This is a genomic window from Streptomyces sp. CB00316 (genome assembly GCF_001905595.1).
Classification (GTDB): Bacteria; Actinomycetota; Actinomycetes; order Streptomycetales; family Streptomycetaceae; genus Streptomyces.
Genome location: NZ_LIXI01000004.1, coordinates 168,875 through 194,778, shown reverse-complemented (window position 1 = coordinate 194,778; position 25,904 = coordinate 168,875). Strand labels below are relative to the sequence as shown.

The 25,904-nt window shown below is 73.7% G+C and carries 25 protein-coding genes and 1 pseudogene; 15 read left to right on the top strand and 11 right to left on the bottom strand.

Going from position 1 to position 25,904, the window contains the following annotated elements:
* Nucleotides 1–384, bottom strand: a complete 384-nt coding sequence (locus tag AMK21_RS36865) for a cold-shock protein (protein ID WP_006126557.1) — start codon at nucleotides 382–384, stop codon at nucleotides 1–3.
* Between the two features lie 180 nt (nucleotides 385–564).
* Between AMK21_RS36865 and AMK21_RS12270 the strand changes: the two genes are divergently transcribed.
* Entirely contained in the window at nucleotides 565–804 is a 240-nt protein-coding gene (locus AMK21_RS12270; RefSeq protein WP_073877124.1) for a hypothetical protein, read from the top strand.
* Between the two features lie 59 nt (nucleotides 805–863).
* Nucleotides 864–1,178, top strand: a complete 315-nt coding sequence (locus AMK21_RS12265) for a hypothetical protein (RefSeq protein ID WP_073877121.1) — start codon at nucleotides 864–866, stop codon at nucleotides 1,176–1,178.
* A 9-nt stretch (nucleotides 1,179–1,187) separates the two neighbouring features.
* On the opposite strand, the gene AMK21_RS12260 is transcribed toward AMK21_RS12265, so the two are convergent.
* Nucleotides 1,188–1,856, bottom strand: a complete 669-nt coding sequence (locus tag AMK21_RS12260; protein WP_073877910.1) for an HAD family hydrolase — start codon at nucleotides 1,854–1,856, stop codon at nucleotides 1,188–1,190.
* Between the two features lie 136 nt (nucleotides 1,857–1,992).
* Between AMK21_RS12260 and AMK21_RS34290 the strand changes: the two are divergent.
* Nucleotides 1,993–2,157 (top strand): annotated as a pseudogene (locus tag AMK21_RS34290) (iron-siderophore ABC transporter substrate-binding protein); the annotation flags it as partial.
* Between the two features lie 13 nt (nucleotides 2,158–2,170).
* Here the strand turns inward: AMK21_RS34290 and AMK21_RS12255 are convergent.
* Nucleotides 2,171–3,382 carry a hypothetical protein gene (locus AMK21_RS12255; protein ID WP_079181143.1) on the bottom strand — a complete coding sequence of 404 codons (1,212 nt, stop codon included), beginning with the start codon at nucleotides 3,380–3,382 and terminating at the stop codon, nucleotides 2,171–2,173.
* A 54-nt stretch (nucleotides 3,383–3,436) separates the two neighbouring features.
* On the opposite strand from AMK21_RS12255, the gene AMK21_RS12250 reads away from it, so the two are divergent.
* The 4 genes from AMK21_RS12250 to AMK21_RS12240 all read left to right on the top strand — a co-directional run bounded on the left by AMK21_RS12250 (nucleotide 3,437) and on the right by AMK21_RS12240 (nucleotide 8,747).
* Nucleotides 3,437–5,899, top strand: coding sequence for a helicase C-terminal domain-containing protein (locus AMK21_RS12250; RefSeq protein WP_073877119.1), 2,463 nt, complete (start codon nucleotides 3,437–3,439; stop codon nucleotides 5,897–5,899).
* 161 nt (nucleotides 5,900–6,060) lie between these two features.
* Complete coding sequence (locus AMK21_RS36655; RefSeq protein ID WP_267893912.1) at nucleotides 6,061–6,186, top strand: hypothetical protein; 126 nt, start codon at nucleotides 6,061–6,063, stop codon at nucleotides 6,184–6,186.
* Between the two features lie 17 nt (nucleotides 6,187–6,203).
* Nucleotides 6,204–6,989, top strand: coding sequence for a YqjF family protein (locus AMK21_RS12245; RefSeq protein WP_234421912.1), 786 nt, complete (start codon nucleotides 6,204–6,206; stop codon nucleotides 6,987–6,989).
* A gap of 114 nt (nucleotides 6,990–7,103) precedes the next feature.
* Nucleotides 7,104–8,747 (top strand): DNA repair helicase XPB, encoded by a 1,644-nt coding sequence (locus tag AMK21_RS12240; RefSeq protein WP_073877117.1) that lies wholly within the window; start codon nucleotides 7,104–7,106, stop codon nucleotides 8,745–8,747.
* A 30-nt stretch (nucleotides 8,748–8,777) separates the two neighbouring features.
* Here AMK21_RS12240 and AMK21_RS12235 read toward each other — a convergent pair whose 3' ends face one another.
* The gene (locus tag AMK21_RS12235; protein ID WP_073877115.1) at nucleotides 8,778–8,966 is read right to left on the bottom strand and encodes a hypothetical protein; all 189 of its coding nucleotides are present in this window, start codon (nucleotides 8,964–8,966) and stop codon (nucleotides 8,778–8,780) included.
* Between the two features lie 352 nt (nucleotides 8,967–9,318).
* Between AMK21_RS12235 and AMK21_RS12230 the strand changes: the two genes are divergently transcribed.
* Nucleotides 9,319–11,400, top strand: a complete 2,082-nt coding sequence (locus AMK21_RS12230; protein WP_073877113.1) for a HelD family protein — start codon at nucleotides 9,319–9,321, stop codon at nucleotides 11,398–11,400.
* A 57-nt stretch (nucleotides 11,401–11,457) separates the two neighbouring features.
* On the opposite strand, the gene AMK21_RS12225 is transcribed toward AMK21_RS12230, so the two are convergent.
* Nucleotides 11,458–12,147, bottom strand: a complete 690-nt coding sequence (locus AMK21_RS12225; protein WP_073877111.1) for a copper homeostasis protein CutC — start codon at nucleotides 12,145–12,147, stop codon at nucleotides 11,458–11,460.
* 228 nt (nucleotides 12,148–12,375) lie between these two features.
* Here AMK21_RS12225 and AMK21_RS12220 point away from each other — a divergent pair, with 228 nt between their 5' ends.
* Complete coding sequence (locus AMK21_RS12220; RefSeq protein ID WP_420712491.1) at nucleotides 12,376–14,679, top strand: heavy metal translocating P-type ATPase; 2,304 nt, start codon at nucleotides 12,376–12,378, stop codon at nucleotides 14,677–14,679.
* Between the two features lie 46 nt (nucleotides 14,680–14,725).
* Here the strand turns inward: AMK21_RS12220 and AMK21_RS12215 are convergent, their stop codons facing one another.
* The 4 genes from AMK21_RS12215 to AMK21_RS12200 form a co-directional block, all read right to left on the bottom strand.
* Nucleotides 14,726–15,598, bottom strand: a complete 873-nt coding sequence (locus AMK21_RS12215) for a biotin-dependent carboxyltransferase family protein (RefSeq protein WP_107429924.1) — start codon at nucleotides 15,596–15,598, stop codon at nucleotides 14,726–14,728.
* A complete protein-coding gene (locus AMK21_RS12210; protein WP_234421911.1) occupies nucleotides 15,595–16,323 on the bottom strand; it encodes a 5-oxoprolinase subunit B family protein in 729 nt (242 codons plus the stop codon). The genes AMK21_RS12215 and AMK21_RS12210 overlap by 4 nt, the downstream gene beginning before the upstream one ends.
* Entirely contained in the window at nucleotides 16,320–17,069 is a 750-nt protein-coding gene (locus AMK21_RS12205; RefSeq protein WP_073877902.1) for a LamB/YcsF family protein, read from the bottom strand. The genes AMK21_RS12210 and AMK21_RS12205 overlap by 4 nt, the downstream gene beginning before the upstream one ends.
* A gap of 87 nt (nucleotides 17,070–17,156) precedes the next feature.
* A complete protein-coding gene (locus tag AMK21_RS12200) occupies nucleotides 17,157–17,867 on the bottom strand; it encodes a maleylpyruvate isomerase family mycothiol-dependent enzyme (protein WP_073877107.1) in 711 nt (236 codons plus the stop codon).
* 129 nt (nucleotides 17,868–17,996) lie between these two features.
* Here AMK21_RS12200 and AMK21_RS12195 point away from each other — a divergent pair, with 129 nt between their 5' ends.
* From AMK21_RS12195 to AMK21_RS12185, 3 genes are all read left to right on the top strand, one after another.
* Nucleotides 17,997–18,674: a hypothetical protein gene (locus tag AMK21_RS12195; protein ID WP_073877105.1), complete on the top strand. Its 678-nt coding sequence runs from the start codon at nucleotides 17,997–17,999 to the stop codon at nucleotides 18,672–18,674.
* A 130-nt stretch (nucleotides 18,675–18,804) separates the two neighbouring features.
* On the top strand, nucleotides 18,805–20,064 hold the full coding sequence (locus AMK21_RS12190; RefSeq protein WP_073877103.1) for a PQQ-binding-like beta-propeller repeat protein: 1,260 nt from the start codon (nucleotides 18,805–18,807) through the stop codon (nucleotides 20,062–20,064).
* Nucleotides 20,065–20,157: 93 nt separating this feature from the next.
* Nucleotides 20,158–21,444, top strand: a complete 1,287-nt coding sequence (locus AMK21_RS12185; protein ID WP_199863195.1) for a Cmx/CmrA family chloramphenicol efflux MFS transporter — start codon at nucleotides 20,158–20,160, stop codon at nucleotides 21,442–21,444.
* Between the two features lie 16 nt (nucleotides 21,445–21,460).
* Here AMK21_RS12185 and AMK21_RS12180 read toward each other — a convergent pair whose 3' ends face one another.
* Together AMK21_RS12180 and AMK21_RS12175 are read right to left on the bottom strand one after the other, a co-directional pair.
* Entirely contained in the window at nucleotides 21,461–21,730 is a 270-nt protein-coding gene (locus AMK21_RS12180; RefSeq protein WP_073877099.1) for a DUF4031 domain-containing protein, read from the bottom strand.
* The gene (locus AMK21_RS12175) at nucleotides 21,727–22,095 is read right to left on the bottom strand and encodes a hypothetical protein (RefSeq protein ID WP_073877097.1); all 369 of its coding nucleotides are present in this window, start codon (nucleotides 22,093–22,095) and stop codon (nucleotides 21,727–21,729) included. Before AMK21_RS12175 ends, AMK21_RS12180 begins: the two co-directional genes overlap by 4 nt.
* Nucleotides 22,096–22,189: 94 nt before the next feature.
* Between AMK21_RS12175 and AMK21_RS12170 the strand changes: the two genes are divergently transcribed.
* The 3 genes from AMK21_RS12170 (at nucleotide 22,190) to AMK21_RS12160 (ending at nucleotide 25,760) form a co-directional block, all read left to right on the top strand.
* Nucleotides 22,190–23,107, top strand: a complete 918-nt coding sequence (locus AMK21_RS12170) for a MurR/RpiR family transcriptional regulator (RefSeq protein ID WP_073877095.1) — start codon at nucleotides 22,190–22,192, stop codon at nucleotides 23,105–23,107.
* A gap of 83 nt (nucleotides 23,108–23,190) precedes the next feature.
* Nucleotides 23,191–24,150, top strand: a complete 960-nt coding sequence (gene murQ / locus AMK21_RS12165; RefSeq protein WP_073877093.1) for an N-acetylmuramic acid 6-phosphate etherase — start codon at nucleotides 23,191–23,193, stop codon at nucleotides 24,148–24,150.
* Nucleotides 24,151–24,197: 47 nt separating this feature from the next.
* Complete coding sequence (locus AMK21_RS12160) at nucleotides 24,198–25,760, top strand: PTS transporter subunit EIIC (RefSeq protein WP_073877091.1); 1,563 nt, start codon at nucleotides 24,198–24,200, stop codon at nucleotides 25,758–25,760.
* Nucleotides 25,761–25,904 lie beyond the last annotated feature (144 nt).

Here is a 25,904-nt window from a genome sequence, read left to right as displayed (position 1 = left end):
CTACACGTCCAGCTGGTCCGCGACCGCCCGCAGCAGGCCCGCGATCTTCGCGCCGGCGGCCTTGTCCGGGTAGCGGCCGCGCTCCAGCTGCGGCGTGATGTTCTCCAGGACCGTCGTCAGGTCCTGCACGATCGACGCCAGCTCGTCCGGCTTGCGGCGCTGGGCGGCCGCGACGGACGGGGTGGGGTCGAGGACCACCACGGACAGGGCCTGGTCACCGCGCTGGCCCGCGACCACGCCGAACTCCACACGCTGGCCGGGCTTGAGTGCGTCGACCCCGGCAGGGAGTACCGACGAGTGCACGAAGACGTCGCCGCCGTCGTCGCGGGAGAGAAAGCCGAAGCCCTTCTCGCTGTTGAACCACTTCACCTTGCCGGTGGGCACGTCTGTCCCCGTCCTCGTACTCGTCAATGTGCGGAAAGAGCCGTGCTCGCCAACGGGCAACGGCTCCGGATAGCAGTACAGCGGGTCACCGTGACCCGCCTGGTCCAAGGCTAATGGCCCTGCGTCCGGTGACAAGACGTCGCCGGAGTGATCCTCCGGGCAGGGAACTACCCTGGTGGGGTGACCACTACTCCTTCAGGCGCCGGCGACCGGCTCGTTCAGGTCGGCGCGATCGTCTTCTTCGTCGGCGCACTGGCCACTCTGGTGACGGTCGCCCCGCTCTTCCTCGGCACGGAGCCGTTCCCTCCGATCGCGTACGGGGTCTGCATGTTCATGGGCGTCGGCTTCCTGATCGCCGGAGCGGGCGTCGTGCGCTCGGTCTGGCTGAGCTCGCCCGAGCGGGCCGCCGGCCGCGGCTAGCCCCGTTCGATCTTTCGTCCGGATCACGCCGGTCGCGCGGGATGGCTAAGCTCGGTCGGGTGAAGCACGCAGGGCACGCCCTTCCGGTCCATCCCGCGGCCTGTGACGTTCCGGGCCGGGCGACGGCGCACGTCGACGACCTCCTCGTACAGATCGCCCATGGCGGCCGGGACGCGCTCGGTCAGCTCTACGATCTGCTCGCCCCGCTCCTGCTGGAGCTGCTGCGGTCCCGGCTGCCGGAGGGTGCGGACGCCCGGTCCGCCCTCGTCGCGGGGTTCAGCGAGGTCTGGCGGCAGGCACCCTCGTACGCGCCGGGGCCGCACGGCCTCGACTGGGTGATCGACCGGGTGACCCAGGCCGGGCAGGAGCGGTAGCGGGGGTTCTCAGGCCGCCTGCCGGTCCGCCTCGAACGCCCGCAGCCAGGCCGGGAACCGTGTCAGGTCCGCCAGCACCACGTCCGCGCCCGCCGCCCGCAACTCCCGCTCGTCGCACGGGCCCGTCGTCACGGCGACCGACAGCGCCCCGGCGACGCGCGCCCCGCGGACGTCCCCCACGTGGTCGCCCACGTACACCTGCGCCCCGTGCTCCAGCAGTGCCTCGCCCTTGGCCTCCGCCCAGAGCCAGCCGATCACCGAGTCCGGCTCGATGCCGAGGTGGGCCAGGTGCAGCTTGGCGTTCGGCTCGTACTTCGCCGTCACGACGATCGCCCGGCCGCCGAGCGCCCGTACCTCGGCGATCGACTCCCGCGCCCCGGCGAGGGCCGTGCTCGGCGCTATCGCGTGGTCGGGGTAGAGCTCCCGGTAGCGGTCACCGGCGGCGGCCACCTCGCCGGCCGGGAACCAGTGCGCCAGCTCCTCCTCCAGCGGCGGGCCGATCCGGCTCACCACCAGGGCGTCGTCGATGGGGACCCCCGTCTCGGCGGAGAGGGCCCGGTAGGTGGCGGCGATACCGGCCCGGGAGTCGATGAGGGTCATGTCGAGGTCGAAGCCGACCGTGAGGGGGCCGGAGGCCGGGACGGGGACCGGGTGAGGGCTCGAAGCCGTGGAAGCCATGGGGACCATTGTGCCGACGGGCCCGGCGGACCGGCCCACCGCCGTCCTCGGTGAAACCCCCGCCGCCTGGACTGAGCCGGTACTTAGCCAGCCTTAGTAATCCTCCCGAAGTCCGTTCCGAAGTCCGTTCCGAACGAAGTCCAAGGAGACGCAGACCACCGGCCGCGGCCGGTGGAAGAACATGGACGCCGTGAAGAACGGCAAGGTCTTCGCGGTCGACGACCAGCTGTGGGTCCAGGGCATCGGCTACACGGCGGCCGACAAGATCCTCGAAGAGCTCAAGGCCGACCTGACGAGGTAGCTCCCGGGGCTTCTCACCCCCGCCTCCGCGCCCGCCACACCAGGTAGAGCGCGGAGGCGACGGCCGCGATGCGGACGACCACGGGCCAGGCGCCGGCCAGCACCTCGCGGAGCGCCCCGTCCTCGATGGGCTCGCCCCAGCGCCCGTCCAGCCGCCCCCACACCCAGACGAGCGCCCCGGCGACGACCACGCCCGGGAGCCCCAGGGCCGCCCACTTCGCCTCCGTACGGGAGAGGGTCCGGGAGCCGTACGCGATGAGCCAGCCGCCCGCGAGCGGGATCCAGGACCCGGTGACAACCCCGGCGATCAGCAGCACGGCGGCCAGGAGCAGCAGGGGGTGGGCGAACCCGCCACGGGGGGCCGGGGCCGCGACGACGGGTTCGGCCACGACGACGGGCTTGCGGCGGCGCGGCCTCGGGATGCGGAGGGCGCGGCGGCGGGGGCCCGCTGCGGTGTCGGCCTCGCCGTCCTCCGTGGCCTCTTCCTCTTCCTCTTCTTGCTCCTCCGCCTCCTTGTCCGCGGCGGTGGGCTTCGCCGGCCGCCTGCCGAGGAGCTCCGGGGCCTCGATGCCGCCGTGGAACCCGGGGATGGCGGTCCCCGCGTCGAAGGGCCCGGGCTCCAGGCGCCACCAGTCCTCCTCGCCGGTGCCCTGCTGGTCGGGGCCGAGGATGTGCGGCGCGGAGGGGTGGGGCCAGGGGGTGGTGGGGGCGCTGTCGGCGTCCGGGGCCGGGGCAGGGGCGTCAGGGGCGTCGTCGGGGCCGGGGGGCTTCGTGAGATCCGTTCGGGGACGGTCGGCGGCGGGCCGCGACGCGCCCCGCCAGGAACCGGCTTTCGGGGCGGGATCGGAGGCGGGATCAGGCGCGGGGCCGGAGGCCGCCCCCGGCTCGTCCGCCTCCTTCGGGCCCTTGCGGAGGAACCCGCTCCGGGGCTTGGGGACCGCCGCGCCGCCGCCCGTACGCGCCGACGGCAGCGGCACCGTCCCGTCGCCCGACTCCGCCGCCGCGCCGACCAGTTCGGCCGGGCTCCCGAGCCTGCCGATGATCCGCCGCACGGCCGCCGGGGAGTCCGCGCCCTCGCTCGCGCGGCGGCGGTCGATCTCGCCCCGCAGCGTCGAGACGAGCCGCATCCGGGCGCCCGACGACAGCTGTTGCTGCTGGGCCAGGTCGCCGACCCGGCTCAGGTAGTCGTAGACGAGCTGGTCGCTCTCGATCCCCACGCGGTGCATCCCCTCTTGCCGCCCTGCCCCGACGGTAGCGTTTCAGCGGCTAACGTGGGACGGATGGGGACGACCACACCACCGCGCACGCTCGCCGAAGCCCTGCGCGCCCGGGGCGACGAATCGCTGGCCGGGCTGCTGCGTGCCCGCCCCGACCTCCTCAACCCGGTGCCGAACGACATCACCCAGCTCGCCACCAGGGCCAGCACCCGGGCCTCGGTGGTCCGCGCCGTGGAACACCTGGACCGGTTCGCGCTGCAGACCGCCGAGGCGCTGGCGGTGGCCCCGGACCCGGCCCCTTACGACACGCTGCTCTCGCTGCTCACCGGCGACGGGCTCGACGACGGCGAGCAGTGCGACGACGTGGGGGCAGCGGTCACCGCCGCGCTGCCGGGCGCGCTGGCCACGCTGCGCGAACAGGCCCTGGTCTGGGGCGAGGACGAACGGCTGCGGCTCGTGCGTACGGCCCGCGAGCTGCTCGCCCCGTCCCCGCAGCACCCCTCCCCCACCGGCCTCGGCCCGACGGTCGCCGAGGCGACGGCCGGGATGTCGCCGGGCCGGCTCCAGGAGATCCTGGTGGCGTCCGGGCTTCCCGCCACACACGACCCGGTCTCGGCGGTGGCCGCGCTGTCCGCCCTGTTCACGGACCGGACGCGGATGGCGCAGCTGCTGGACACGGCCCCGGTGGAGGCGCTGTCGGTCCTGGACCGGCTGGTATGGGGGCCGCCGTACGGTGAGGTCACCCCGAACCCGACCCCGCCGGTGAAGTGGCTGCGCGACCGGGGCCTGCTGCTGCCGGTCTCGACGCGCACGGTGGTCCTGCCGCGCGAGGCGGCCCTCCATCTGCGCGCCGGACGCGCACACCGCGTACCGGAACCGGTCCCCCCGGTCGTCGCGGCGGCAGCCGAACGCGATCCACAGGCTGTGGACAGGGCGGCGGCCGGCCAGGCGTTCACCGCGCTGTCCACGGTCGAGGAGCTGCTGAAGCTCTGGAACGGCGGCGGCCCGGCGATCCTGCGCGCGGGCGGCCTGAGCGTGCGGGAGCTGAAACGGGCGGCGGCCGCGCTGGAGGTGGCGGAGCCGATCGCCGCGTTCTGGGTCGAACTCGCCTACGCGGCGGGGCTGCTGGCCACCGACGGCGAGAGCGACGAGCGGTACGCGCCGACGCCCGCGTACGACGAGTGGCTCGACCTCTCCGCCCAGGACCGCTGGACCCACCTCGCCACCGCCTGGCTCCCGGCCACCCGGGTCCCCGGCCTGGTCGGCGGCCAGGACGCGAAGGGGCGGGCCCTGTCCGCGCTCGGCCCCGAGCTGGACCGCTCGGCCGCCCCCGAGGTACGCCGCCGGGTGCTGGCCCTCTTCGCCGAACTGCCGCCGGGCACCGCGCCGGACCCGGAGACGCTGCTGCGACGGCTGCGCTGGGAACGCCCGCTGCGTGGTTCCTCGCCCTCCGGAGAGAGCACCGACCTCCGCTCCCGGCTCGCCCTGTGGACGCTCAACGAGGCGGAGTTGCTGGGCATCACGGGCCGCGGCGCGCTCTCCTCGCAGGCCCGCGCCCTGCTGGACGAGGGCGAGGACGCGGCCGCCGCCCTCCTGGCCCCGCTCCTGCCCGAACCCCTGGACCACGTCCTGCTCCAGGCGGACCTGACGGCGGTGGCGCCGGGGCCCCTGGAACGCCCGCTGGCGGAGGCCCTGTCGGTCCTCGCGGACGTCGAGTCGAAGGGCGGGGCGACGGTCTACCGCTTCACGCCCGGCTCCGTGCGCCGCGCGCTGGACGCCGGGCAGGCGGCGGCCGACCTGCACGCGTTCCTGGCCGCGCACAGCCGTACGCCGGTGCCGCAGCCGCTGAGCTACCTGATCGACGACGTGGCCCGCCGCCACGGCCACCTGCGGATCGGGGCGGCCTCCGCGTACGTACGCTGCGACGACGAGGCAGTCCTCAACGAGATCCTGGCCGACCGCCGCTCCACCGGACTCCGGCTCCGCCGCCTGGCCCCCACGGTCCTGGCCTCCCAGGCCGACCCCGGCTACCTCCTCGAAGCGCTGCGCGAGATGGGGTACGCCCCCGCCGCCGAATCGGCCGAGGGCGATGTCCTGATCACCCGCGCCGGCGCCCGCCGCACCCCGCCCCGTACCCCTCCCACCCCGGTCCCCGAAGGCCCCCCGGTCCCGGACACCACCCTGCTCGGCGCGGCGGTACGGGCCATCCGCGCCGGCGACACGGCCGCCACGGTGGTCCGCAAAAAATCCCCCGAGGGCGCTGCGGGGGCGCGCACCTCCGACGCCCTCCCCCGCACCACCTCGGCGGAGACCCTGGCCACGGTCCAGGCGGCCGCGATGACGGGCTCCGCGGTCTGGATCGGCTACGTCAACGCGGAGGGTGCGGCCAGCCAGCGCGTGATCGCCCCGGTCCGCGTGGAGGGCGGCTTCGTCACGGCGTACGACCACACGGCCGACGAGGTCCGCACGTTCGCGCTGCACCGGATCACGGGGGTGGCGGAGCTGGCGGAGGACGAGCAGGGGTAGGGGCGGCCGCCTTGGCGCTCGATTCCGGTGTGCTCAAGGGAGGCTCAGAAGATCACCTTCATGGTTGTCGCGGGTCGCGCCGCATGACATGTTCGCCGTACGCACTCGGCCGATGCACGACCACCGATCCACCGATCCACCGATCCACCGAGGAGACGACGATGATCGGAACCCTGACCGCCGGTGAGCAGATCATGATGGCGATCGTCGTGGCGGCCGTCCTCTGTCTCGCCGTGCCCGGCGTCGGGCGGAGCAAGCGCTCCGGGCAGCCCGGCGAAGCCGAGTAGCGGGGCCGCGTACGGAGATGGCCTCCGCCGACCGGGTCCCCGAGCCGAAGCGCGTGCCGCCCCGCCCTGTGACGCCCGAACCGGTGTCGCCCGGACCGCCCGCCGCGCCGATGCCTCCGCTGCTCACGCAGTCCTGGCTGGATCTGGCGTTCCTGCACTGGGCGGTCGATCCGGCTCACGTGGCGCCGCTGTTGCCGGCGGGGACCGTGCCGGACACCTTCGACGGGACGGCCCACGTGGGGCTCGTGGCGTTCCGGATGCACCGGGTGGGGTGGCTCGGGCTGCCGGGCATCCCCTACCTGGGGACCTTTCCCGAGACCAATGTGCGGCTGTACTCGGTCGACGAGCGCGGGCGGCGCGGTGTCGTCTTCCGGTCCCTCGACGCCTCGCGGCTGATCCCCGTCCTCGTGGCGCGGGCCGCGGTGCGGCTGCCGTACGTGTGGTCCCGGATGGACATCGAACGGTCCGGCGACACCCTCACGTACACGAGCACCCGGCGCTGGCCCGGCCCACGCGGCGCGCGGAGCCGGATCGTGCTGCGGGCGGGGGATCCGATCGACGAACCCACGCCCCTGGAGCACTTCCTCACGGCCCGTTGGGCCCTGCACAGCTCGTTCTTCGGGCGGACCGCGTACCTGCCCAACGTCCATCCCCGCTGGCCCCTGCACCGGGCGGAGCTCCTCGCGTGCGACGAGGACCTGGTGGCGGCCGGAGGGCTGCCCGCACCGGCCGGCGATCCGGTGAGCGTGCTGTACTCCCCCGGCGTCCCCGTGCGCTTCGGGCCGCAGCGGCGCGGGGCCTGAGGCCGGGGCCGCCGCCCGGGCTCCGCACGCACTCACCCCGCCCCGCCCCACGATGCGGCACACTGGACGTTTGGCCGCATCCGCGGCCGCACCCCGCAGAAAGGGCCGAAGCGCGTGACCGGACCCCTCATCGTCCAGAGCGACAAGACGCTGCTCCTCGAGGTCGACCACGAGCTGGCGGACGCCTGCCGCCGGGTCATCGCGCCCTTCGCGGAGCTGGAGCGTGCGCCCGAGCACATCCACACGTACCGGGTCACCCCGCTCGGGCTGTGGAACGCCCGCGCCGCCGGGCACGACGCCGAGCAGGTCGTCGACGCCCTGGTGGAGTACTCCCGCTACCCCGTGCCGCACGCGCTCCTGGTCGACATCGCCGAGACGATGGCGCGGTACGGGCGGCTCACCCTCTCCAAGCACCCGGTGCACGGGCTCGTGCTCACCAGCACCGACCGGCCCGTGCTGGAGGAGATCCTGCGGTCGAAGAAGGTGCAGCCGCTCGTCGGCGCCCGGCTCGACCCGGACACCGTGGCCGTGCACCCCTCCGAGCGCGGGCAGATCAAGCAGACCCTGCTGAAGCTGGGCTGGCCCGCCGAGGACCTCGCGGGTTACGTCGACGGCGAGGCGCACCCCATCGAGCTGGCCGAGGACGGCTGGGCCCTGCGGCCGTACCAGAAGCAGGCGGTGGAAGGGTTCTGGCACGGCGGGTCCGGGGTGGTCGTCCTGCCCTGCGGGGCCGGGAAGACCCTCGTGGGCGCCGGTGCCATGGCCCAGGCCAAGGCGACCACGCTGATCCTCGTCACCAACACCGTCTCCGCCCGCCAGTGGAAGCACGAGCTGGTGAAGCGGACGTCGCTGACCGAGGAGGAGATCGGCGAGTACAGCGGTACGAAGAAGGAGATCCGGCCGGTCACCATCGCCACCTACCAGGTGCTGACGACCCGCCGTAAGGGCGTCTACCCGCACCTGGAGCTCTTCGACTCCCGCGACTGGGGCCTGGTCGTCTACGACGAGGTGCACCTGCTGCCCGCGCCCGTCTTCAAGTTCACCGCCGACCTCCAGGCCCGGCGGCGGCTGGGTCTCACGGCGACGCTCGTCCGGGAGGACGGCCGCGAGTCGGACGTGTTCTCGCTGATCGGGCCCAAGCGGTTCGACGCCCCGTGGAAGGAGATCGAGGCGCAGGGCTACATCGCGCCCGCCGACTGCGTGGAGGTACGGGTCAACCTCACCGACTCCGAGCGGCTCGCGTACGCGACGGCCGAGGCGGAGGAGAAGTACCGGTTCTGCGCGACCACCGCCACCAAGCGGAAGGTCACCGAGGCGCTCGTACGCAAGCACCAGGGCGAGCAGACCCTCGTCATCGGGCAGTACATCGACCAGCTCGACGAGCTCGGCGAGCACCTGGACGCCCCCGTCATCAAGGGCGAGACCAGCAACGCCCAGCGGGAGAAGCTCTTCGGCGCGTTCCGGAACGGGGAGATCAGCGTCCTCGTCGTCTCCAAGGTCGCCAACTTCTCCATCGACCTGCCCGAGGCCACCGTCGCCATCCAGGTCTCCGGGACCTTCGGGTCGCGCCAGGAGGAGGCGCAGCGGCTGGGGCGCGTCCTGCGGCCGAAGGCCGACGGGCACGAGGCGCGGTTCTACTCGGTCGTCGCCCGCGACACCATCGACCAGGACTTCGCGGCGCACCGCCAGCGGTTCCTGGCCGAGCAGGGGTACGCGTACCGGATCGTCGACGCGGACGAGCTGCTCGCCGGTGACTGAGACGGGGAGAGCGGGAGTGCGGCGGGTGCCTCAGCGGGCCCGCCGGACCCCTGCCTCCTCGGCGAACTCCCCCAGGAGGACGACCCCGAAGGCGGTCGTCACGAAGACCTTGACGGCACGAACGGCGTCTCCGACGCGGTGGGGGCGGTGGTGACCGGTGACCGGGGTCGCGCCGTGCGCGGACCGGGTCCTGCGTGGGTTCAGGGTGGCTGTGCTCATGTATCCATGGTGCTCCCGTCACCCGTATGGGCGCGTCGGCCCGCAGAGGGAACCCGCGCGCCGGGCGCGTAGCTCTCCGGTACCGCCCGGGCCGTACGCATCCCCTACGGGTACCCCTGGTCCCTCCGCCTCCGGGAGAGGCGTATTCCGTTTCGCTCGGGCCCCGCCCGGTGGCTACAATCGCCGGTCTGCCCGCCTCCCGCGCCGTATCGACGGCCCCGGGAGCGCCGCCGACCGGACGGAAACCGGCCGACACACGCGAACGAACCTTCCGAGCGGACCGTCCTGCTCCGGCTCCGCCGGTACCGACGAGCGGTCCGCCGTCCTGCGTTGAAGAGCCGGAGGCAACACCGTGCCCGCGCACGTAGCAGAAAGCGATTCCACCACCGACCCCGCCGACCCCCTGGCGCACGAACGCGCCCATCTCGCCGCGTCCCGCGCCGCCCTGCGCGCGATGCGCGAGGACGTCCAGGCCCTCGACATCCGCGATGTCACCGCGAACTGGGTCAACGCCGCCGTGCTCCAGTCCCAGATCGACGACCGCGTCAAGGCGCTCGCCGACCTCTCCCACACCCCCCTGTTCTTCGGCCGCCTCGACTACCTCCACGCCGTCGGCGGCGACCTGGCCGAGGGCGCGGAGGGCGAGCGGTTCTACATCGGGCGCCGCCACGTCCACGACGCCGCCGGGGACCCGATGGTCATCGACTGGCGGGCCCCGGTCTCCCAGCCGTACTACCAGGCGTCCCCCAGGAACCCCCAGGACGTGGGGCTCCGCCGCCGCTTCGGGTACACGGCCGGCGAGCTCACCGCGTACGAGGACGAGCACCTCACCGACCCCGCCGAGATCGCGCACACCAGCCGCCTCCTCCAGGCGGAGATCGAGCGGCCGCGCGTCGGCCCGATGCGCGACATCGTCGCCACCATCCAGCCCGAGCAGGACGAGATCGTGCGGAGCGGCCTCGGCGGCACCGTCTGCGTCCAGGGCGGTCCCGGCACCGGGAAGACCGCCGTCGGCCTCCACCGGGTGGCGTTCCTGCTGTACGCGCACCGGGACCGCCTCGCCCGCACCGGCACCCTCGTCATCGGGCCCAACCGGTCCTTCCTCCACTACATCGAGCAGGTCCTGCCCGCCCTCGGTGAGCTGGAGGTCAGGCAGGCCACCGTCGACGACCTGGTGACGGCTGACGTGGAGGTGCGGGGCACGGACGACGCGGCCGCCGCCGTCATCAAGGGTGACGCCCGGATGGCCGAGGTGCTGCGCCGGGCCATCCGCTCGCACGTGACCACCCCCACCGAGCCCGTCGTCGTGGTGCGCGGGTCGCGGCGCTGGCGGGTGCCCGCGTACGAGATCGAGGAGATGGTCGACGAGCTGCTCGCCCGGGACATGCGGTACGGCTCCGCCCACGAGGCCCTGCCGCAGCGGATCGCGCACGCCGTCCTCGTACGGATGGAGGAGGCGGGCGAGGCCCCCGACGACCGGGTGCAGAACACGGTGGCCCGCAACCCCGCGGTGAAGGCGGCCGTGAAGGCGGTCTGGCCCGCCGTCGACCCGGCGAAGCTCGTGCTGCGGCTGCTGGCCGACCCGGAGTTCCTGGCCGTCCACGCGGAGGGGCTGCTCAGCGAGGACGAGCAGAAGCTGATCCTCTGGGCGAAGCCCGCCCGCGGCGTGAAGTCGGCCAGGTGGTCGGCGGCGGACGCGGTGCTCATCGACGAGGCCCGTGACCTGGTGGCCCGTACGCACTCGCTCGGCCATGTCGTGCTCGACGAGGCGCAGGACCTCTCCCCCATGCAGTACCGGGCGGTGGGGCGGCGCTGCTCCACGGGTTCGGCGACCGTGCTCGGGGACCTCGCGCAGGGGACGACGCCGTGGTCCACGGAGAGCTGGGACGAGGCGCTGTTCCACCTGGGCAAGTCGGACGCGGTGGTGGAGGAGCTGACGGCCGGCTTCCGCGTGCCGCGCGAGGTGATCGCGTACGCCTCCCGGCTGCTGCCCGCGATCTCGCCGGGGCTGACGGCGGTGGAGTCGGTGCGTGAGTCGCCGGGTTCGCTGGTCGTACAAGCCGTTCCCGGCACGGAGCTGCTGGACTCCGCCGTCGTCTCCGCCTGCGAGGAGTCGCTGCGCCACGAGGGGTCCATCGGGCTGATCGCCGCCGACGCCCGGATTCCGGCGCTGGGTGCGGCGCTGGAGGCGGCGGGTCACGCGTACCTCTCGCCCGGTGAGGAGACCACCGCCGCGTCGCGGCTGACGCTGGTGCCCGCGTCGCTGGCGAAGGGCCTGGAGTACGACTACGTGGTGCTGGACGAGCCGGCGGCCGTGGTGGACGGCGAGCCGGACGAGCGGACCGGGCTGCGGCGGCTGTACGTCGCGCTGACCCGTGCGGTGTCGGGGCTGACGGTGGTGCACGCGGCGGCGTTGCCGGAGGCGCTGGGGTAAGAGATACGGCGAGGGTGGGACCGTGCCGGTCCCACCCTTTCCGGGAACCCGGCCGCCTCAGGCGTCGAGCGCCTCGCGCCACTCCCGTACCGCCGCCGCGTCCACCGGCGCCGACCAGCCGGCCGGACGGGCCGCGCCGCCGATGTGGAAGGCGTCGATGCCCGCCGACCGCAGCCGCGGCAGGTGGTGGAGCTGGAGGCCGCCGCCCACCAGGATCTGCGGCTCGTACCCCGGCTGCCCGGTGCGGGCGGCCTCGGCGAGGAGCGTCGGAATGCCGTCGTCGACCCCGGTCGGCGAACCCGCCGTGAGGTAGGTGTCCAGGCCGGGCAGGTCCGCGAGCTGCTTGCGCAGGGCGTCGCGGTCGGCGGCCCGGTCGATCGCGCGGTGGAACGTCCACCGGGCGCCGTCCAGCTCGGCGACGATCCGTTCGACGGCCACGAGGTCGGCGTGGCCGTCCTCGTCGAGGAAGCCGAGGACGTACTCGTCGGCGCCGACCCTCCGCATCTCGCGGGCCTTGCCGACCAGCACATCGATGTCACCGGCGGCGAACCCGTCCGCCACTCTGAGCATCACGCGCAGCGGGATGTCCACGGCAGACCGGATCGCCGTGAAGGTCTCCCGTGACGGCGTCAGGCCGTCCGCGGCCATGTCGGTGACCAGTTCGAGGCGGTCTGCACCACCTGCCTGGGCAGCGACCGCGTCCTCCGCGTCGAGAGCGATCACCTCCAGGACTGCACGGTTGCTCATGGGTCCCATTCCTCCGATACGCAGTTATAGGTCTAGTCCAATGACCAGCCTACGGGGCGGCCGAGCGGCCGCGCAGCCCTCCATCTGAACGCATGATCGCGGAGATGTGCGACCCCGCACGGCAGGTGCCCCCCGGCGCGCCTTGCACTTCATAGGGGTGGGGGGTATACATGGGAGGAGAAAGGGATACCCCCTAGGGGTATCTGAGACCGTCGCCAGGAGGACCCCGTGCCCACTCACTCCGCCACCACCGGCACCGGCATGGACACCGCCCCCGCCACCGGCACCGTCGAGCTCACCATCGGCGGGATGACCTGCGCCTCCTGCGCGGCCCGCATCGAGAAGAAGCTCAACCGGATGGACGGCGTGGAGGCGACCGTCAACTACGCCACCGAGAAGGCGAAGGTGACGTACCGGGGCGAGGACGTCTCCGTACAGGACCTGATCTCCACCGTCGAAGCCACCGGCTACACCGCCCAGGAACCGCCACCGCCGGAGACGGGAGGGGGGAAGGGCGGGACGGCGGCGGAGTCCGAACCCGACGACGGGCTCACCGCACTCCGCCAGCGCCTGATCACCTCGCTCGTCCTCGCCGTCCCGGTCATCGCGATGGCGATGATCCCGGCCCTCCAGTTCGACAACTGGCAGTGGCTCTCCCTGACCCTCGCCGCCCCCGTCGTCACCTACGCCGGCTGGCCCTTCCACCGCGCCGCCTGGACCAACCTCCGGCACGGCGCGGCGACCATGGACACGCTGATCTCCGTCGGTACGACGGCGGCGTTCCTGTGGTCGGTGTGGGCGCTGTTCTTCGGTACGGCGGGCATGACCGGGATGACGCACCCGTTCGAGCTGACCATCGCGCGCAGCGACGGCGCCGGGAACATCTACCTCGAAGCCGCCGCCGGGGTGACCGCCTTCATCCTCGCCGGGCGCTGGTTCGAGGCGCGCTCCAAGCGGAAGGCCGGGGCCGCGCTCCGGGCGCTCATGGAGCTGGGCGCGAAGGAGGTCACCGTCCTGCGCGGGGGCCGCGAGGTGACCGTGCCGACCGCCGAACTCCAGGTCGGGGACCGCTTCGTGGTCCGGCCCGGGGAGAAGATCGCCACGGACGGCAGGGTCGTCGAGGGCAGCTCGGCCGTCGACGCCTCCATGCTGACCGGCGAGTCCGTCCCCGTGGAGGTCACCACCGGAGACTCCGTCACCGGAGCCACGATCAACGCCGGCGGCCGCCTCGTCGTCGAAGCCACCCGCATCGGCACCGACACCCAGCTCGCCCGCATGGCCCGCCTCGTCGAGGACGCCCAGAACGGCAAGGCAGCAGCCCAACGCCTCGCCGACCGCGTCTCCGCCGTCTTCGTCCCCATCGTCATCGCCCTGTCACTCGGCACCCTGGGCTTCTGGCTCGGCACCGGCGCCGGGCCCACCGCCGCCTTCACCGCCGCCGTCGCCGTCCTGATCATCGCCTGCCCCTGCGCCCTCGGCCTCGCCACCCCCACCGCCCTCATGGTCGGCACCGGCCGCGGCGCCCAGCTCGGCATCCTCATCAAAGGCCCCGAAGTCCTCGAAACCACCCGCCGCGTCGACACCATCGTCCTCGACAAGACCGGCACCGTCACCACCGGAAAGATGACCCTCCTCGCCCTCCACACCGCCCACGGCACCACCGAGAACGACGTCCTGCGCCTGGCAGGCGCACTGGAACACTCCTCCGAACACCCCATCGCCCAGGCCGTGGCCGCGGGCGCAACCGAACGCCTCGGCGACAGATCCCCCCTCCCCACCCCCCAGGACTTCACCAACATCCCCGGCCTCGGCGTCCAAGGCGTCATCGAGGGCCACGCCGTCCTCGTCGGCCGGGAGCAGCTCCTGGCCGAGTGGGAGATCCGGCTGCCGGACGGTCTGGCCCGTGCCAAGGCCGAGGCCGAGCGCGCCGGGCGCACGGCGATCGCGGTCGCGTGGGACGGGGAGGCGCGGGCGGTCCTGGAGGTCGCGGACGCGGTGAAGGACACCAGCGCCGAGGCCGTCGAGCGGCTCCGCGCCCTGGGGCTCACCCCGATCCTCCTCACCGGCGACAACCGGGCCGTCGCGGAGGCGGTGGCGGCCGAGGTCGGCATCGACGCCGGGCAGGTGTACGCGGAGGTCATGCCCGAGGACAAGGTGGGCGTCGTCAAGCGCCTCCAGTCGGAGGGCCGGAGCGTCGCGATGGTCGGCGACGGGGTCAACGACGCCGCCGCCCTCGCCCAGGCCGACCTGGGGCTGGCCATGGGTACGGGGACGGATGCCGCGATCGAGGCCGGTGACCTCACCCTCGTACGGGGAGACCTGCGGGTCGCCGCGGACGCCATCCGGCTCTCGCGCCGCACGCTCTCCACGATCCGGACGAACCTGTTCTGGGCCTTCGCCTACAACGTCGGCGCACTGCCGCTGGCCGCGGCTGGGCTGCTCAGCCCGATGATCGCCGGGGCCGCGATGGCGTTCTCGTCGGTGTTCGTGGTCGGCAACTCGCTGCGGCTGCGCGGCTTCAAGGGCGCCTGAGCCGCTGGGAGTCGCTTCCGGGTGCCGTACGGGCCCTTTCCACGCCCTACGCCCGTACGAACCGGACCCGCGTTCCCGGAACCGCCTGCGCCGCCCCGGCGAGGGCGGTTTCCGGTACGACGCCGACGACCGGGTAGCCGCCGGTCGTCGGGTGGTCGTTGAGGAAGACGACGGGTCGGCCGTCCGGGGGCACCTGGACCGCACCCAGCACCATGCCCTCGCTGGGCAGTTCGCCGTCACGGGCCCGCGCCAGGGCGGGGCCTTCGGTGCGGAGGCCGATGCGGTTGCTGTGCGGGGAGACCCGGTAGGCGGCGGTGGTGAGCGTGCGCAGGGCTGCGGCCGTGAACCACGCGTGGCGCGGGCCGAGGTGGAGGGGCAGCACCAGCTCGGCGGGGGCGCCGGGCCAGGGGGTGGGGCCTTCGCCTTCCGGTGGCTCCCCGGCCGGTTCGCCCAGCGGCAGCGTGTCGCCCTCCGCCAGGGGGGCCGGGCCCAGCCCCGAGAGGAGGTCGGCGGAGCGGCTGCCCAGCACCGGTTCCGGCTCCAGGCCGCCCGCGAACGCCAGGTAGCCGCGTACACCGTTGAGCGCGGGACCCACGTCCAGCACCGCGCCCGCCGGGACCCGCACGGCCGCGCCCCACGCCACGGGCCGCCCGTCGACGGTCACCCGGCTCCCCGCACCGCCGACGACGGCGACCACGGTCCGGCCGGGGCGGACGGCGCACCCGGTGACGGTGGTCTCCAGGACGGCGGCGCCCGGCGGGTTGCCCAGGAGCCGGTTGGCCAGCCGGGCGGCGGGCGCGTCCAGGGCCCCGGCCCGCCCGACGCCGAGGTGCGCCCAGCCGGGCCGGCCGGCGTCCTGGACGGTGGTGAGGGCGCCGGCCCGGACGATGTGGAGGAGCCCGTCCCGTACGGCGGTCACCGGCACGACTCCGTACGAGGAAGGGATACGGGTACGGGCTCCGCAGCCACGAACCGCACCCGGGTCCCGGGCCCCAGCAGCGCCGCCGGTTCCCTGCCCGGGTCCCACAGCGCCGCCGGGTCCACCATCCGCCCGATGAGCTGCCAGCCGCCGGGCGAGGGGCGCGGGTAGACCCCGGTGTACGGCCCGGCTAGGGCCAGCGCCCCGGCCGGAACCCTCGTACGCGGGCTCGCGCGCCGGGGCACATGCAGCCGCTCGGGCAGCCCGGTGAGGTACCCGAACCCGGGCGCGAACCCGCAGAAGGCCACCCGGAACGCGGTACGGGAATGGAGTGCGGGCACCTCGTCGACGCCGACGCCCCAGAGCGCGGCGACCTCGGCCAGATCGGGGCCGTCGTACACGACGGGGATCTCGACCGCGTCGCGCACCTCACGGCGCAGCGGCGGCAGGGTCCAGGAGACGAGTTCGCGCGCAAGCCGGTCGCGGGCGGTGGGCACCCGGCCACCACGGCACCGATGGTCCTCGATCCCGTCGAGCAGAACGGTCCGGGCGCCGGGGACGATCTCGCGTACGCCGGGGAGCGCGCCCCGGTCGCGCCGGCGGAGGAGCTCGGCGTGGAAGGCCTCGGCATGCTGACCGTCGGCCAGTTCGACGAGGAGGGCGTGCGCCCCGGCAGGCAGGACGCGCACCTCGCGCACCTCCGTACCGTCGTCCCCCCGGCTCACGTGAACGCCTCCACGAGCACGCCCGCGTCCTCCAGCGCCGCCCGCACCCGGCGCGCGAGGGCGGCAGCGCCCGGGGTGTCGCCGTGGACGCAGAGCGAGCGCGCCTCGACGGATATCCGGCCGCCGTCCGCCGCGGTGACCGCCCGGTCGAGCGCCATGCCGACACCGCGGCGTACGACGTCGTCGGCGTCGTGCACGACCGCCCCCGGTTCGCCGCGGGGGACCAGGGTGCCCCGCGCCGTGTAGGCCCGGTCGGCGAAGGCCTCCGCCACGGCGGGCAGCCCGACGGCGGAGGCGTTGGCGAGCAGATGGGAGCCGGGCAGCCCGAGGACGGCGAGGCCCCCGCCCGCGAGCCGGACGCCCGCGACGACGGCCGCGGCCTGCTCCTCGTCGTGGACGGTCCGGTTGTAGAGGGCGCCGTGCGGTTTGACGTAGGAGACGGTGGAGCCGGCCGCTTCGGCGAACACCCGCAGGGCGCCTATCTGGTAGGCGACCTCGGCGGCCAGCTCGTCGGGCGGCACGTCCATCGACCGCCGCCCGAACCCGGCCAGATCCCGGTAGGAGACCTGGGCCCCGATCCGTACACCGTTCACCGCCGCCGCATCGCAGACCCGCCGCATGACGGAGGCGTCACCCGCGTGGAAGCCGCAGGCCACGTTGGCGCTGGTGACACAGGCGAGGAGCGCCTCGTCATCGGTCAGGGTCCAGCGGCCGAAGCCCTCGCCGAGATCCGCGTTCAGGTCCATCTTCACGAGCGCACGCTATTGACTGCGCTCCGGGGCGACAAGGGCCGGTCCGAGGGGCGGAAGGGCCGGACCTTTCCCCTCGGCCCCTCAGCCGTCCAGCTTCGGCGGCCGGTCGAAGAGGTGCAGGTCGCCCTCCTGTACGCCGTGCAGCTCGTACCGCGTGCCGACCAGCGGCCGGTTCGCGTAGAGGCGGATCAGCGTGGGCCCGTCGCCGCGGTACCGGCCCACGGGTCGGCCGTCGGACGACGGGAGCCCGATCGGGCGCGGCCCTCCCCAGCCCTGCGACTCCACGTCCGCAACGATCTGCGGCATCTCCTTCCGGTACGCCACGCCCTCCAGCAGGCCCAGGGCGTACGCCAGTCCGCGCCCCGCGTACGCCCCGTCGAGGCCCCACGCCTCGCGTACGTCCCCCGCGTGCACCCACTCGCCGAGCGCGACCCCGTCCAGCTTCCCGCCCGCGGCGGCGATCACCGGACCGGCCTCGGTCATCCCGCGCTCCAGCTCGTCGAGGAGTGCGGGCAGGGGCAGCTCGGCCCGCTCGTCGATGTCCCGCTCGTTGGACTCGGGCGAGAACACCCCTTTCTCCAGCCGGCCTTCGACCACCCTGGTCAGGGCGGCGGCGCAGTGCGCGAGGACATGGCGGACGGTCCAACCGGGGCACGCGGTGCGCAGGGCGAAGGCGGACTCGGGGGTGGCGCGCAGGAGAGGGAGGAGGACATCGCGCTCGGTCCGCAGGAGGAGGCCGGGGAGTTCGGGATCGCGTACGGGAGCGGCGGGGGTGGAGGCCGTGGTCGTCATGGATCCCAGCCAACCCCAGGGACGCCGGTGGCCGGGGCGGGATGCCTGAATCCGTGCGGGGGCTCAGGCTCTCATCCGTGCGGGGCTCGGCCTCGCATCCGTACGGGACCCAGCCTCTAGGGTCGTCCCATGACGGACAGCCCACGCCCCCGCGACACCCGTGCCCTGCCCGACCGCTGGCGGGACACGCTCCTCGCCGCCCGCTCGGGAGCGCCCGGCCCCGATCCGCTGCCGTACGCCGAGAACCTCCTGGCCCGCTGGGCCGAGCCGCAGCGGCGCTACCACACCACCGCCCACCTGACGGCGGTCCTGGACCGGATCGACACCCTCGCCGGGTACGCCACCGATGTGCACGCGGTGCGGCTGGCCGCCTGGTTCCACGACGCGGTGTACCGGCCCGACCGTACGGAGAACGAGGAGCGCAGCGCCGCCCTCGCCGAACGGGCGCTGCCCGAGGCGGGGGTGGGGGAGGCGGTGACGGCGGAGGTCGCGCGGTTGGTCCGGCTCACCGTGACGCACGACCCGGCCGACGGGGACCGTAACGGCGAGGTGCTGTGCGACGCGGACCTGGCGATCCTGGCGGGCAGCCCGCAGGAGTACGCGGCCTACGCGGCTCGGGTGCGGGAGGAGTACGGGTTCGTGCCCGACGAGGCGTTCCGGGCCGGGCGGGAGGCGGTGCTGCGGCAACTCCTCGCGCTGCCGAGGCTGTTCCGTACGCCGCACGGGGCGGCCGAGTGGGAGGCGCGGGCCCGGCACAACCTGGCGACGGAGCTGGAGTTGCTGGGGTCGTCGTCCGATCCGCGGTGATCGGCAAATGTTCCGGTTCCTTCACGGAGTTGTTCCGGTCACGCCCTGCCCCGGCCCGGGGCACCTGACGGCAGCTAATGTCTGGCATCGCAGTTGCACACAATCTGACGACTCCACGGGGGGCGGCACCATGTCCAAGGGATTCACGGGATACGGCACGACGGCCGGCAGATCTTCACGGCGGCGAATACTGCGACTGGCAGGGGCCGGGCTCACGACGGCGGCGCTCGGAGCCGGGCTGACCGGCTGTGAGGACGAGCCCGCGACCGGCGGCGCAGGCAGCACGCCGCCGCCGCGCACCGTCTCTCCCGAGTCCGACGGCAAGGCCCCGGAGGGCGGCAGGACCCCCGCCCCCCTGTGGACGAAGTCCACCTCCGCCGAGACCTACGGGGACAACGACGAGCTCGTGGCCGTGGGCGGCGTCGTGATCGCGAGCGGCGACCCGCTGGCCGCCCTCGACGGGGCGACCGGCGCCGAGCGGTGGTCGCTGCCGGGCGGCGCGGTCCCCGGAGCCCCGCTGCTGCTCGGCGACGGCGACAACGACGGGACCCTGTACCTGGCCAGCGGCAAGTACGACGGCAGCGTCATCGGGTACGCCCCGGCCTCCGGCAAGGAGACCTGGCGCAGCCACCTGGGCAAGGAGTACCGGCAGCCGAGGCCGGTCGCGGTGGACGGGTCGCAGGTGTACGTCATCGCCGAGATCCTGGAGGCCGACGGCTCGTCCCGTACCAACGTGATCGCCGCGCTGAACAGCAGCACGGGCAAGCTCGTCTGGAAGGAGCAGCGCGACCTCGGCACCCAGCAGAACGGTGTCCACGCCGCCGTCCGGGGCCGCTACCTCGTCTACACCGACTTCAAGAAGAACCTCACGGTGCGCGACACCGCCACCGGCCGGCAGGTGTGGACGCAGAAGACGACGAAGACGAGCTACGGCCCCTTCGCCGTCCACCAGGACCTGGTGATCGTCCCGCAGGGGCAGAAGCTCCAGGCCTTCGCCCTGTCCGACGGGTCCGAGAAGTGGTCCGTGGAGGCCGAGCAGTTCACCTCCTTCCGGGAGCCGACCGTCCTGGACGACGTGCTGTACATCGCGGACAGCGGCCGGACGCTGTGGGCCCTCGACCCGCGGACCGGCAAGAAGGTCTGGCAGTCCACGTCCCTCAAGGACGCGGGCGCGCAGGTGCCCCGGCAGTTCGTCCGGGTCGGCTCCACCCTCTACGGGGCCACCGACCTCGACGAGCGGGGCGGCATCCACGCCCTCGACGCGAAGACCGGCGCCCTGCGCTGGACGTTCAACGACAAGTCCGGCGACTACCACGCCTGGCTGGTCGCCACCGACGGCAAGCACGTGTTCGCCCTGCACGGCAAGAAGCTGCACGCCCTGCCCGCGTAACGGCTGTCCACCTGCTGAGAGCCGGGAATGCGGATACGTTCTCCGGTGTTGGGACGAGTCATGCCCGACTCCACCTCACGCCGCCGCACACCCATGCCGCCGGCCGTATACATCCTCGGCCTCTCGGTCTTCGCTCTCGGCACCAGTGAGTTCATGCTGTCGGGTCTGCTGCCGCCGATCGCCGACGACATGAACGTCTCGATCCCGCAGGCCGGACTTCTCATATCCGCCTTCGCGATCGGCATGGTGGTCGGCGCCCCGCTGCTCGCCGTGGCCACGCTGCGGCTGCCGCGCCGCACGACCCTGATCGCGCTGATCTCGGTCTTCGGCCTCGGGCAGGTGGCGGGCGCGCTGGCGCCGACGTACGAGGTGCTCTTCGCCTCCCGGGTGGTGAGCGCGCTCGCCTGCGCGGGCTTCTGGGCGGTCGGGGCGGCGGTGGCCATCGCGATGGTCCCGGTGAACCAGCGGGCCCGGGCGATGGCCGTGATGATCGGCGGGCTGTCGATCGCCAACGTGCTGGGCGTGCCGATGGGGGCCTTCCTCGGCGAGCACCTCGGCTGGCGGTCGGCGTTCTGGGCGGTGGGTGTGGCGTCGGCGGTGGCGCTGGTGGGGGTCGTCACCCGCATCCCCTACATCCCGCTGCCGGAGAAGAAGCCGCAGCTCCGGCAGGAGCTGGCGATCTACCGGGACCGGCAGGTCTGGCTGGCGATCGTGATCACCGCACTCGCGGCGGGCGGGGTGTTCTGCGCGTTCAGCTACCTGGCGCCGCTGCTGACCGATGTGGCCGGCCTGGACTCGGGCTGGGTGCCGTGGATCCTGGGCCTGTTCGGGGTCGGCGCGCTGATCGGTACGACGATCGGCGGCCGGGTCGCGGACGCGCACCTCTTCGGGGTGCTGCTCAGCGGGATCACGGCGTCCACGGTGTTCCTGGCGGCGCTGGCCCTGTTCGCCTCCAGCCAGGTCGCGGTCGTCGCGCTGGCGTTCCTGCTGGGTCTGTCGGCGTTCTTCACGGCCCCCGCGCTCAACGCCCGGATGTTCAACGTGGCGGGGGCTGCCCCGACGCTGGCCGGGGCCACCACGACGGCCGCGTTCAACCTGGGCAACACGAGCGGCCCGTGGCTGGGCGGCGCGGTGATCGACGCGGACTTCGGCTTCGCCTCCACGGCGTGGGCGGGCGCGGCGATGACGGTCCTGGCCCTGGCGGCCGTGGCGGTGTCACTGCGGCTCCAGCGCGGCGGGGGCGGCGTCTCGCGCTCGCGCCTGATCGCGAAGAGCGCGGCCCGGGAGGAACGGGCGGCGCGTCCGGGGCGTACGGCACCGGTCGGGACGACGGCTGCATGCTCGGCGGGGACACAGGGCCCCTCCCCCACCCGGCCCTGAGCGCCGCCGGCCGTCCCTAAGCCGTCGCCCGCCCCTTGGGGCGCCGGAGCCCGGCGGCGGTGAGGCGGCGCACCAGCTCCTTCGAGCCGATCTCCCGCGCCCCGGCCCGTACCGCGTCCGCGTAATACGCCTCCGGTACGTCGTAGTGGTCGCGCTCGAAGGCGCGCGGCGGGCAGCCGATCGCGGCGGCGAACGCGTGCAGCTCCTCGAACGACACGTCGCTGACCAGGTGCGACCAGAGGCGGCCGTGTCCGGGCCAGGTGGGCGGGTCGATGTAGAGGGTCACCGCCGCGCTACCTCGCCCAGCGCCCCCACCGGCGCGACGGCCACGGCCGCCTTCGTGCACACCCAGTGCGGGTCGGGCCCGAGCTCCGGTTCGACGTCCAGCGCGTGCGGCTCGTCCTCGGCGCACGCGGGGCACAGCGGCCACCGCCCGTACTTCTCCAGCAGGGCGTCCTGCACGTCCTGGGCGACCAGCCCGGCGACGAACTCCGCGCCCTCGGGCCACTGCTCGACCCACCACCGGCGGTGCGTCACGGCGTCCTCGACGAGGGATACGACGTCGGCCTCGGCGACACCGCCCGCGACGAGATCGGCCATGACCAGCGCGCGGGCGGTGTGCAGTGCCTGCTCCAGGGGGTTCAGCTCCATGCCCCCCATTGTGCGCCGGGCGCGTGCGGGGCGGCGCCAGAGGCGGAGACCACAGGGGGTTGACGGGCCCCCGGGTTGAAAATATCTTTCAGATGTGACCCAAGACGTGAAGGAAATTTTCAGCGGCGACTCCCCGCCCGCCCCCGCGGCCCTCGCCGCCAAGGTGCGGACGCTCGCGCCCTCCATGACCCGCTCCATGCAGCTGGTCGCCGAAGCCGTCGCGGGCGACCCGGCCGGATGTGCCGCCCTCACCGTCACCGGTCTCGCCGAGCTCACCGGCACCAGTGAGGCGACCGTCGTCCGCACCGCCCGCCTTCTCGGCTACCCCGGCTACCGGGACCTGCGCCTCGCCCTGGCCGGGCTCGCCGCGCACCAGGAGTCGGGGCGGTCGCCCGCCGTCACGGCGGACATCGCGGTGGACGACCCGATCGCCGAGGTGGTCGCCAAGCTGGCCTTCGACGAGCAGCAGACCCTCGCGGACACCGCGGCCGGGCTGGACACCGTACAGCTGGGCGCCGCCGTGGCCGCCGCGTCGACCGCCCGCCGCATCGACATCTACGGTGTGGGCGCCTCCTCCCTCGTCGGCCAGGACCTGGCGCAGAAGCTGCTCCGGATCGGCCTGATAGCCCACGCACACACCGACCCGCACCTAGCGGTGACCAACGCCGTGCAGCTGCGCGCCGGCGACGTGGCGATAGCGATCACGCACTCCGGTTCGACCGGTGACGTCATCGAGCCGCTGCGGGTCGCGTTCGACCGGGGGGCGACGACCGTCGCGATCACCGGGCGGCCCGACGGACCCGTCTCGCAGTACGCGGACCACGTGCTCACCACGTCCACCGCACGCGAGAGCGAGCTGCGCCCCGCCGCCATGTCGAGCCGGACGAGCCAGCTGCTCGTCGTGGACTGCCTGTTCATAGGCGTGGCCCAGCGGACGTACGAGACGGCCGCACCCGCCCTCGCCGCCTCCTACGAGGCGCTGGCCCACCGCCACAGCCCGCGCACCCGCTGAGCCGCCCGGCCCAGGAACGGGCCACGAACCACGCGTACGCGTACGAGCACGAGCACGAGCACGAGAAAGCAGAGCCGCCCTCCATGACCTCCACCACCGACACTCCCGCCTCCCCCGAGGGCTACGGCGAGCTCCGCGCCCAGTTGGCCACGCTCACCACCGAGGCCTTCCGCCCCGAGTTCGCCGAGATCGACCGGCTGCCCACGGCGGAGATCGCGCGGATCATGAACGGCGAGGACGCCACCGTCCCCACCGCCGTCGCCGAGCGGCTGCCGCAGATCACCGCCGCGATCGACGCCGCCGCCGAGCGCATGGCCCGCGGCGGCCGGCTGATCTACGCGGGCGCGGGCACGGCGGGCCGCCTCGGGGTGCTGGACGCCAGCGAGTGCCCGCCCACCTTCAACACCGACCCGTCCGAGGTCGTCGGCCTGATCGCGGGTGGCCCGTCCGCGATGGTGAAGGCGGTCGAGGGGGCCGAGGACAGCAAGGAGCTGGCCGCCGCCGACCTGGACGCGCTGAAGCTGACGGCGGACGACACGGTGGTCGGCATCTCCGCCTCCGGCCGTACGCCGTACGCGATCGGCGCTGTCGAGCACGCCCGCGCGCAGGGCGCCCTGACCATCGGCCTCTCCTGCAACGCGGGCTCGGCGCTCGCCGCCGCCGCCGAGCACGGCCTGGAGATCGTCACCGGCCCCGAGCTGCTCACCGGCTCGACCCGGCTGAAGGCGGGCACGGCACAGAAGCTCGTCCTCAACATGATCTCGACGATCACCATGATCCGGCTCGGCAAGACGTACGGGAATCTCATGGTCGACGTCCGCGCTTCCAACGAGAAGCTCCGGGCCCGCTCCCGGCACATCGTCTCCCTCGCCACCGGCGCGTCCGACGCCGAGATCGAGGCCGCGCTCGCCGCCACCGACGGCGAGGTCAAGAACGCGATCCTGGTCGTCCTCGGCCAGGTCGACGGCCCCACCGCCGCCCGGCTCCTGACCGAGTCGGACGGGCACCTCCGCGCCGCCCTCACGGCCGTACGCGCCACCTGACCCACCCCTGGGCCCCCCACGCCCCGCACAGCAAGGCACCTCGCACCATGGCCACAGAAGACAAGAACCGCGCCACCGCCGCCGCCATCCTCCCGCTCGTCGGCGGCGCCGCGAACGTCAGCTCCACCGCCCACTGCATGACCCGGCTCCGCCTCGGGCTGCACGACCGGTCACTCGTCGACGACGAGGCGCTGAAGGCCCTGCCCGCCGTGATGGGCGTGGTCGAGGACGACACGTACCAGATCGTGCTGGGTCCGGGCACGGTCGCCCGGGTCACCCCGGAGTTCGAGCGCCTGGTGGAGGAGGGCCGCGAGGCCGCACCGGCACCGGGTGAGCCGGCCCCGGCCGTATCGGCCGAGGAGCTGGCGGCGCAGGGCGCGGCGATCAAGGCGCAGCAGAAGGCGAGGAACGCGACCCCGTTCAAGCTGTTCCTGCGCAGGATCGCCAACATCTTCGTGCCGCTGATCCCGGCCCTCATCGGCTGCGGCATCATCGCGGGCCTCAACGGGCTGCTGGTCAACCTGGGCTGGCTGCCGGCCGTGACGCCCGCGCTGGCGGCGATGGCGTCCGGTTTCATGGCGCTGATCGCGGTGTTCGTGGGCTACAACACGGCGAAGGAGTTCGGCGGTACGCCGATCCTGGGCGGTGCGGTCGCGGCGATCATCGTCTTCCCGGGCGTCGCGAACATCGACGCCTTCGGCCAGACCCTCTCGCCCGGCCAGGGCGGTGTGCTCGGCGCGCTGGGGGCGGCGGTGCTGGCGGTGTACGTGGAGAAGTGGTGCCGCCGCTGGGTGCCGGAGGCGCTGGACGTCCTGGTCACCCCGACCCTGACGGTGCTGGTCTCCGGCCTGGCGACGATCTTCGGCCTGATGTACGTGGCGGGCGAGGTGTCCTCGGCGATCGGCACGTTCGCGGACTGGCTGCTCTCCAACGGTGGCGCGGGCGCGGGCTTCGTCCTCGGCGGCCTGTTCCTGCCCCTGGTGATGCTCGGCCTGCACCAGGCGCTGATCCCGATCCACACCACGCTGATCGAGCAGCAGGGCTTCACGGTCCTGCTCCCGATCCTGGCGATGGCGGGCGCGGGCCAGGTCGGCGCGGCGATGGCCGTGTACTTCCGCCTCCCCCGCAACGAGTCGATCCGCCGCACCATCAGGTCCGCGCTCCCGGCGGGCCTGCTGGGCGTCGGCGAACCCCTGATCTACGGCGTCTCGCTCCCCCTCGGCCGCCCTTTCATCACGGCGTGCGTGGGCGGCGCGTTCGGCGGCGGCTTCGTCGGCCTGTTCAACCAGCTCGGCGACACGGTCGGCTCGACGGCCATCGGCCCCTCCGGCTGGGCCCTGTTCCCGCTCCTGGACGGCAACCACGGCCTGGGCTCGACGATCGCGATCTACGGGGCCGGCCTGCTGGTCGGCTACGTGGCGGGCTTCCTGGCCACGTACTTCTTCGGCTTCAGCAAGGACCTGCTGACCGAGTTCAACGTCTCCCAGGACCCGGCCCCCTCCACGGTCGCGGCGACGGGCGGCCCGCACCCGGCCCCGGACGCGGACCGGGCGGGCGACCCGGGCTCCCCGGACCCCGGCTCCCCGGAGAAGGCACCGGCGAGGGTCTGACCGCCCGGAGGGAAAACAGGGTCAAGCTGAAAGACGCCGCTCACTCGAACAGCTGGAACGCGTCCCACGGCTCCTATTGATCAGGGTCGTGACACGCCCGGCCGACCCTTGGGGGAGGAGGCGGCCGGGATGCGCGGGTCTTTT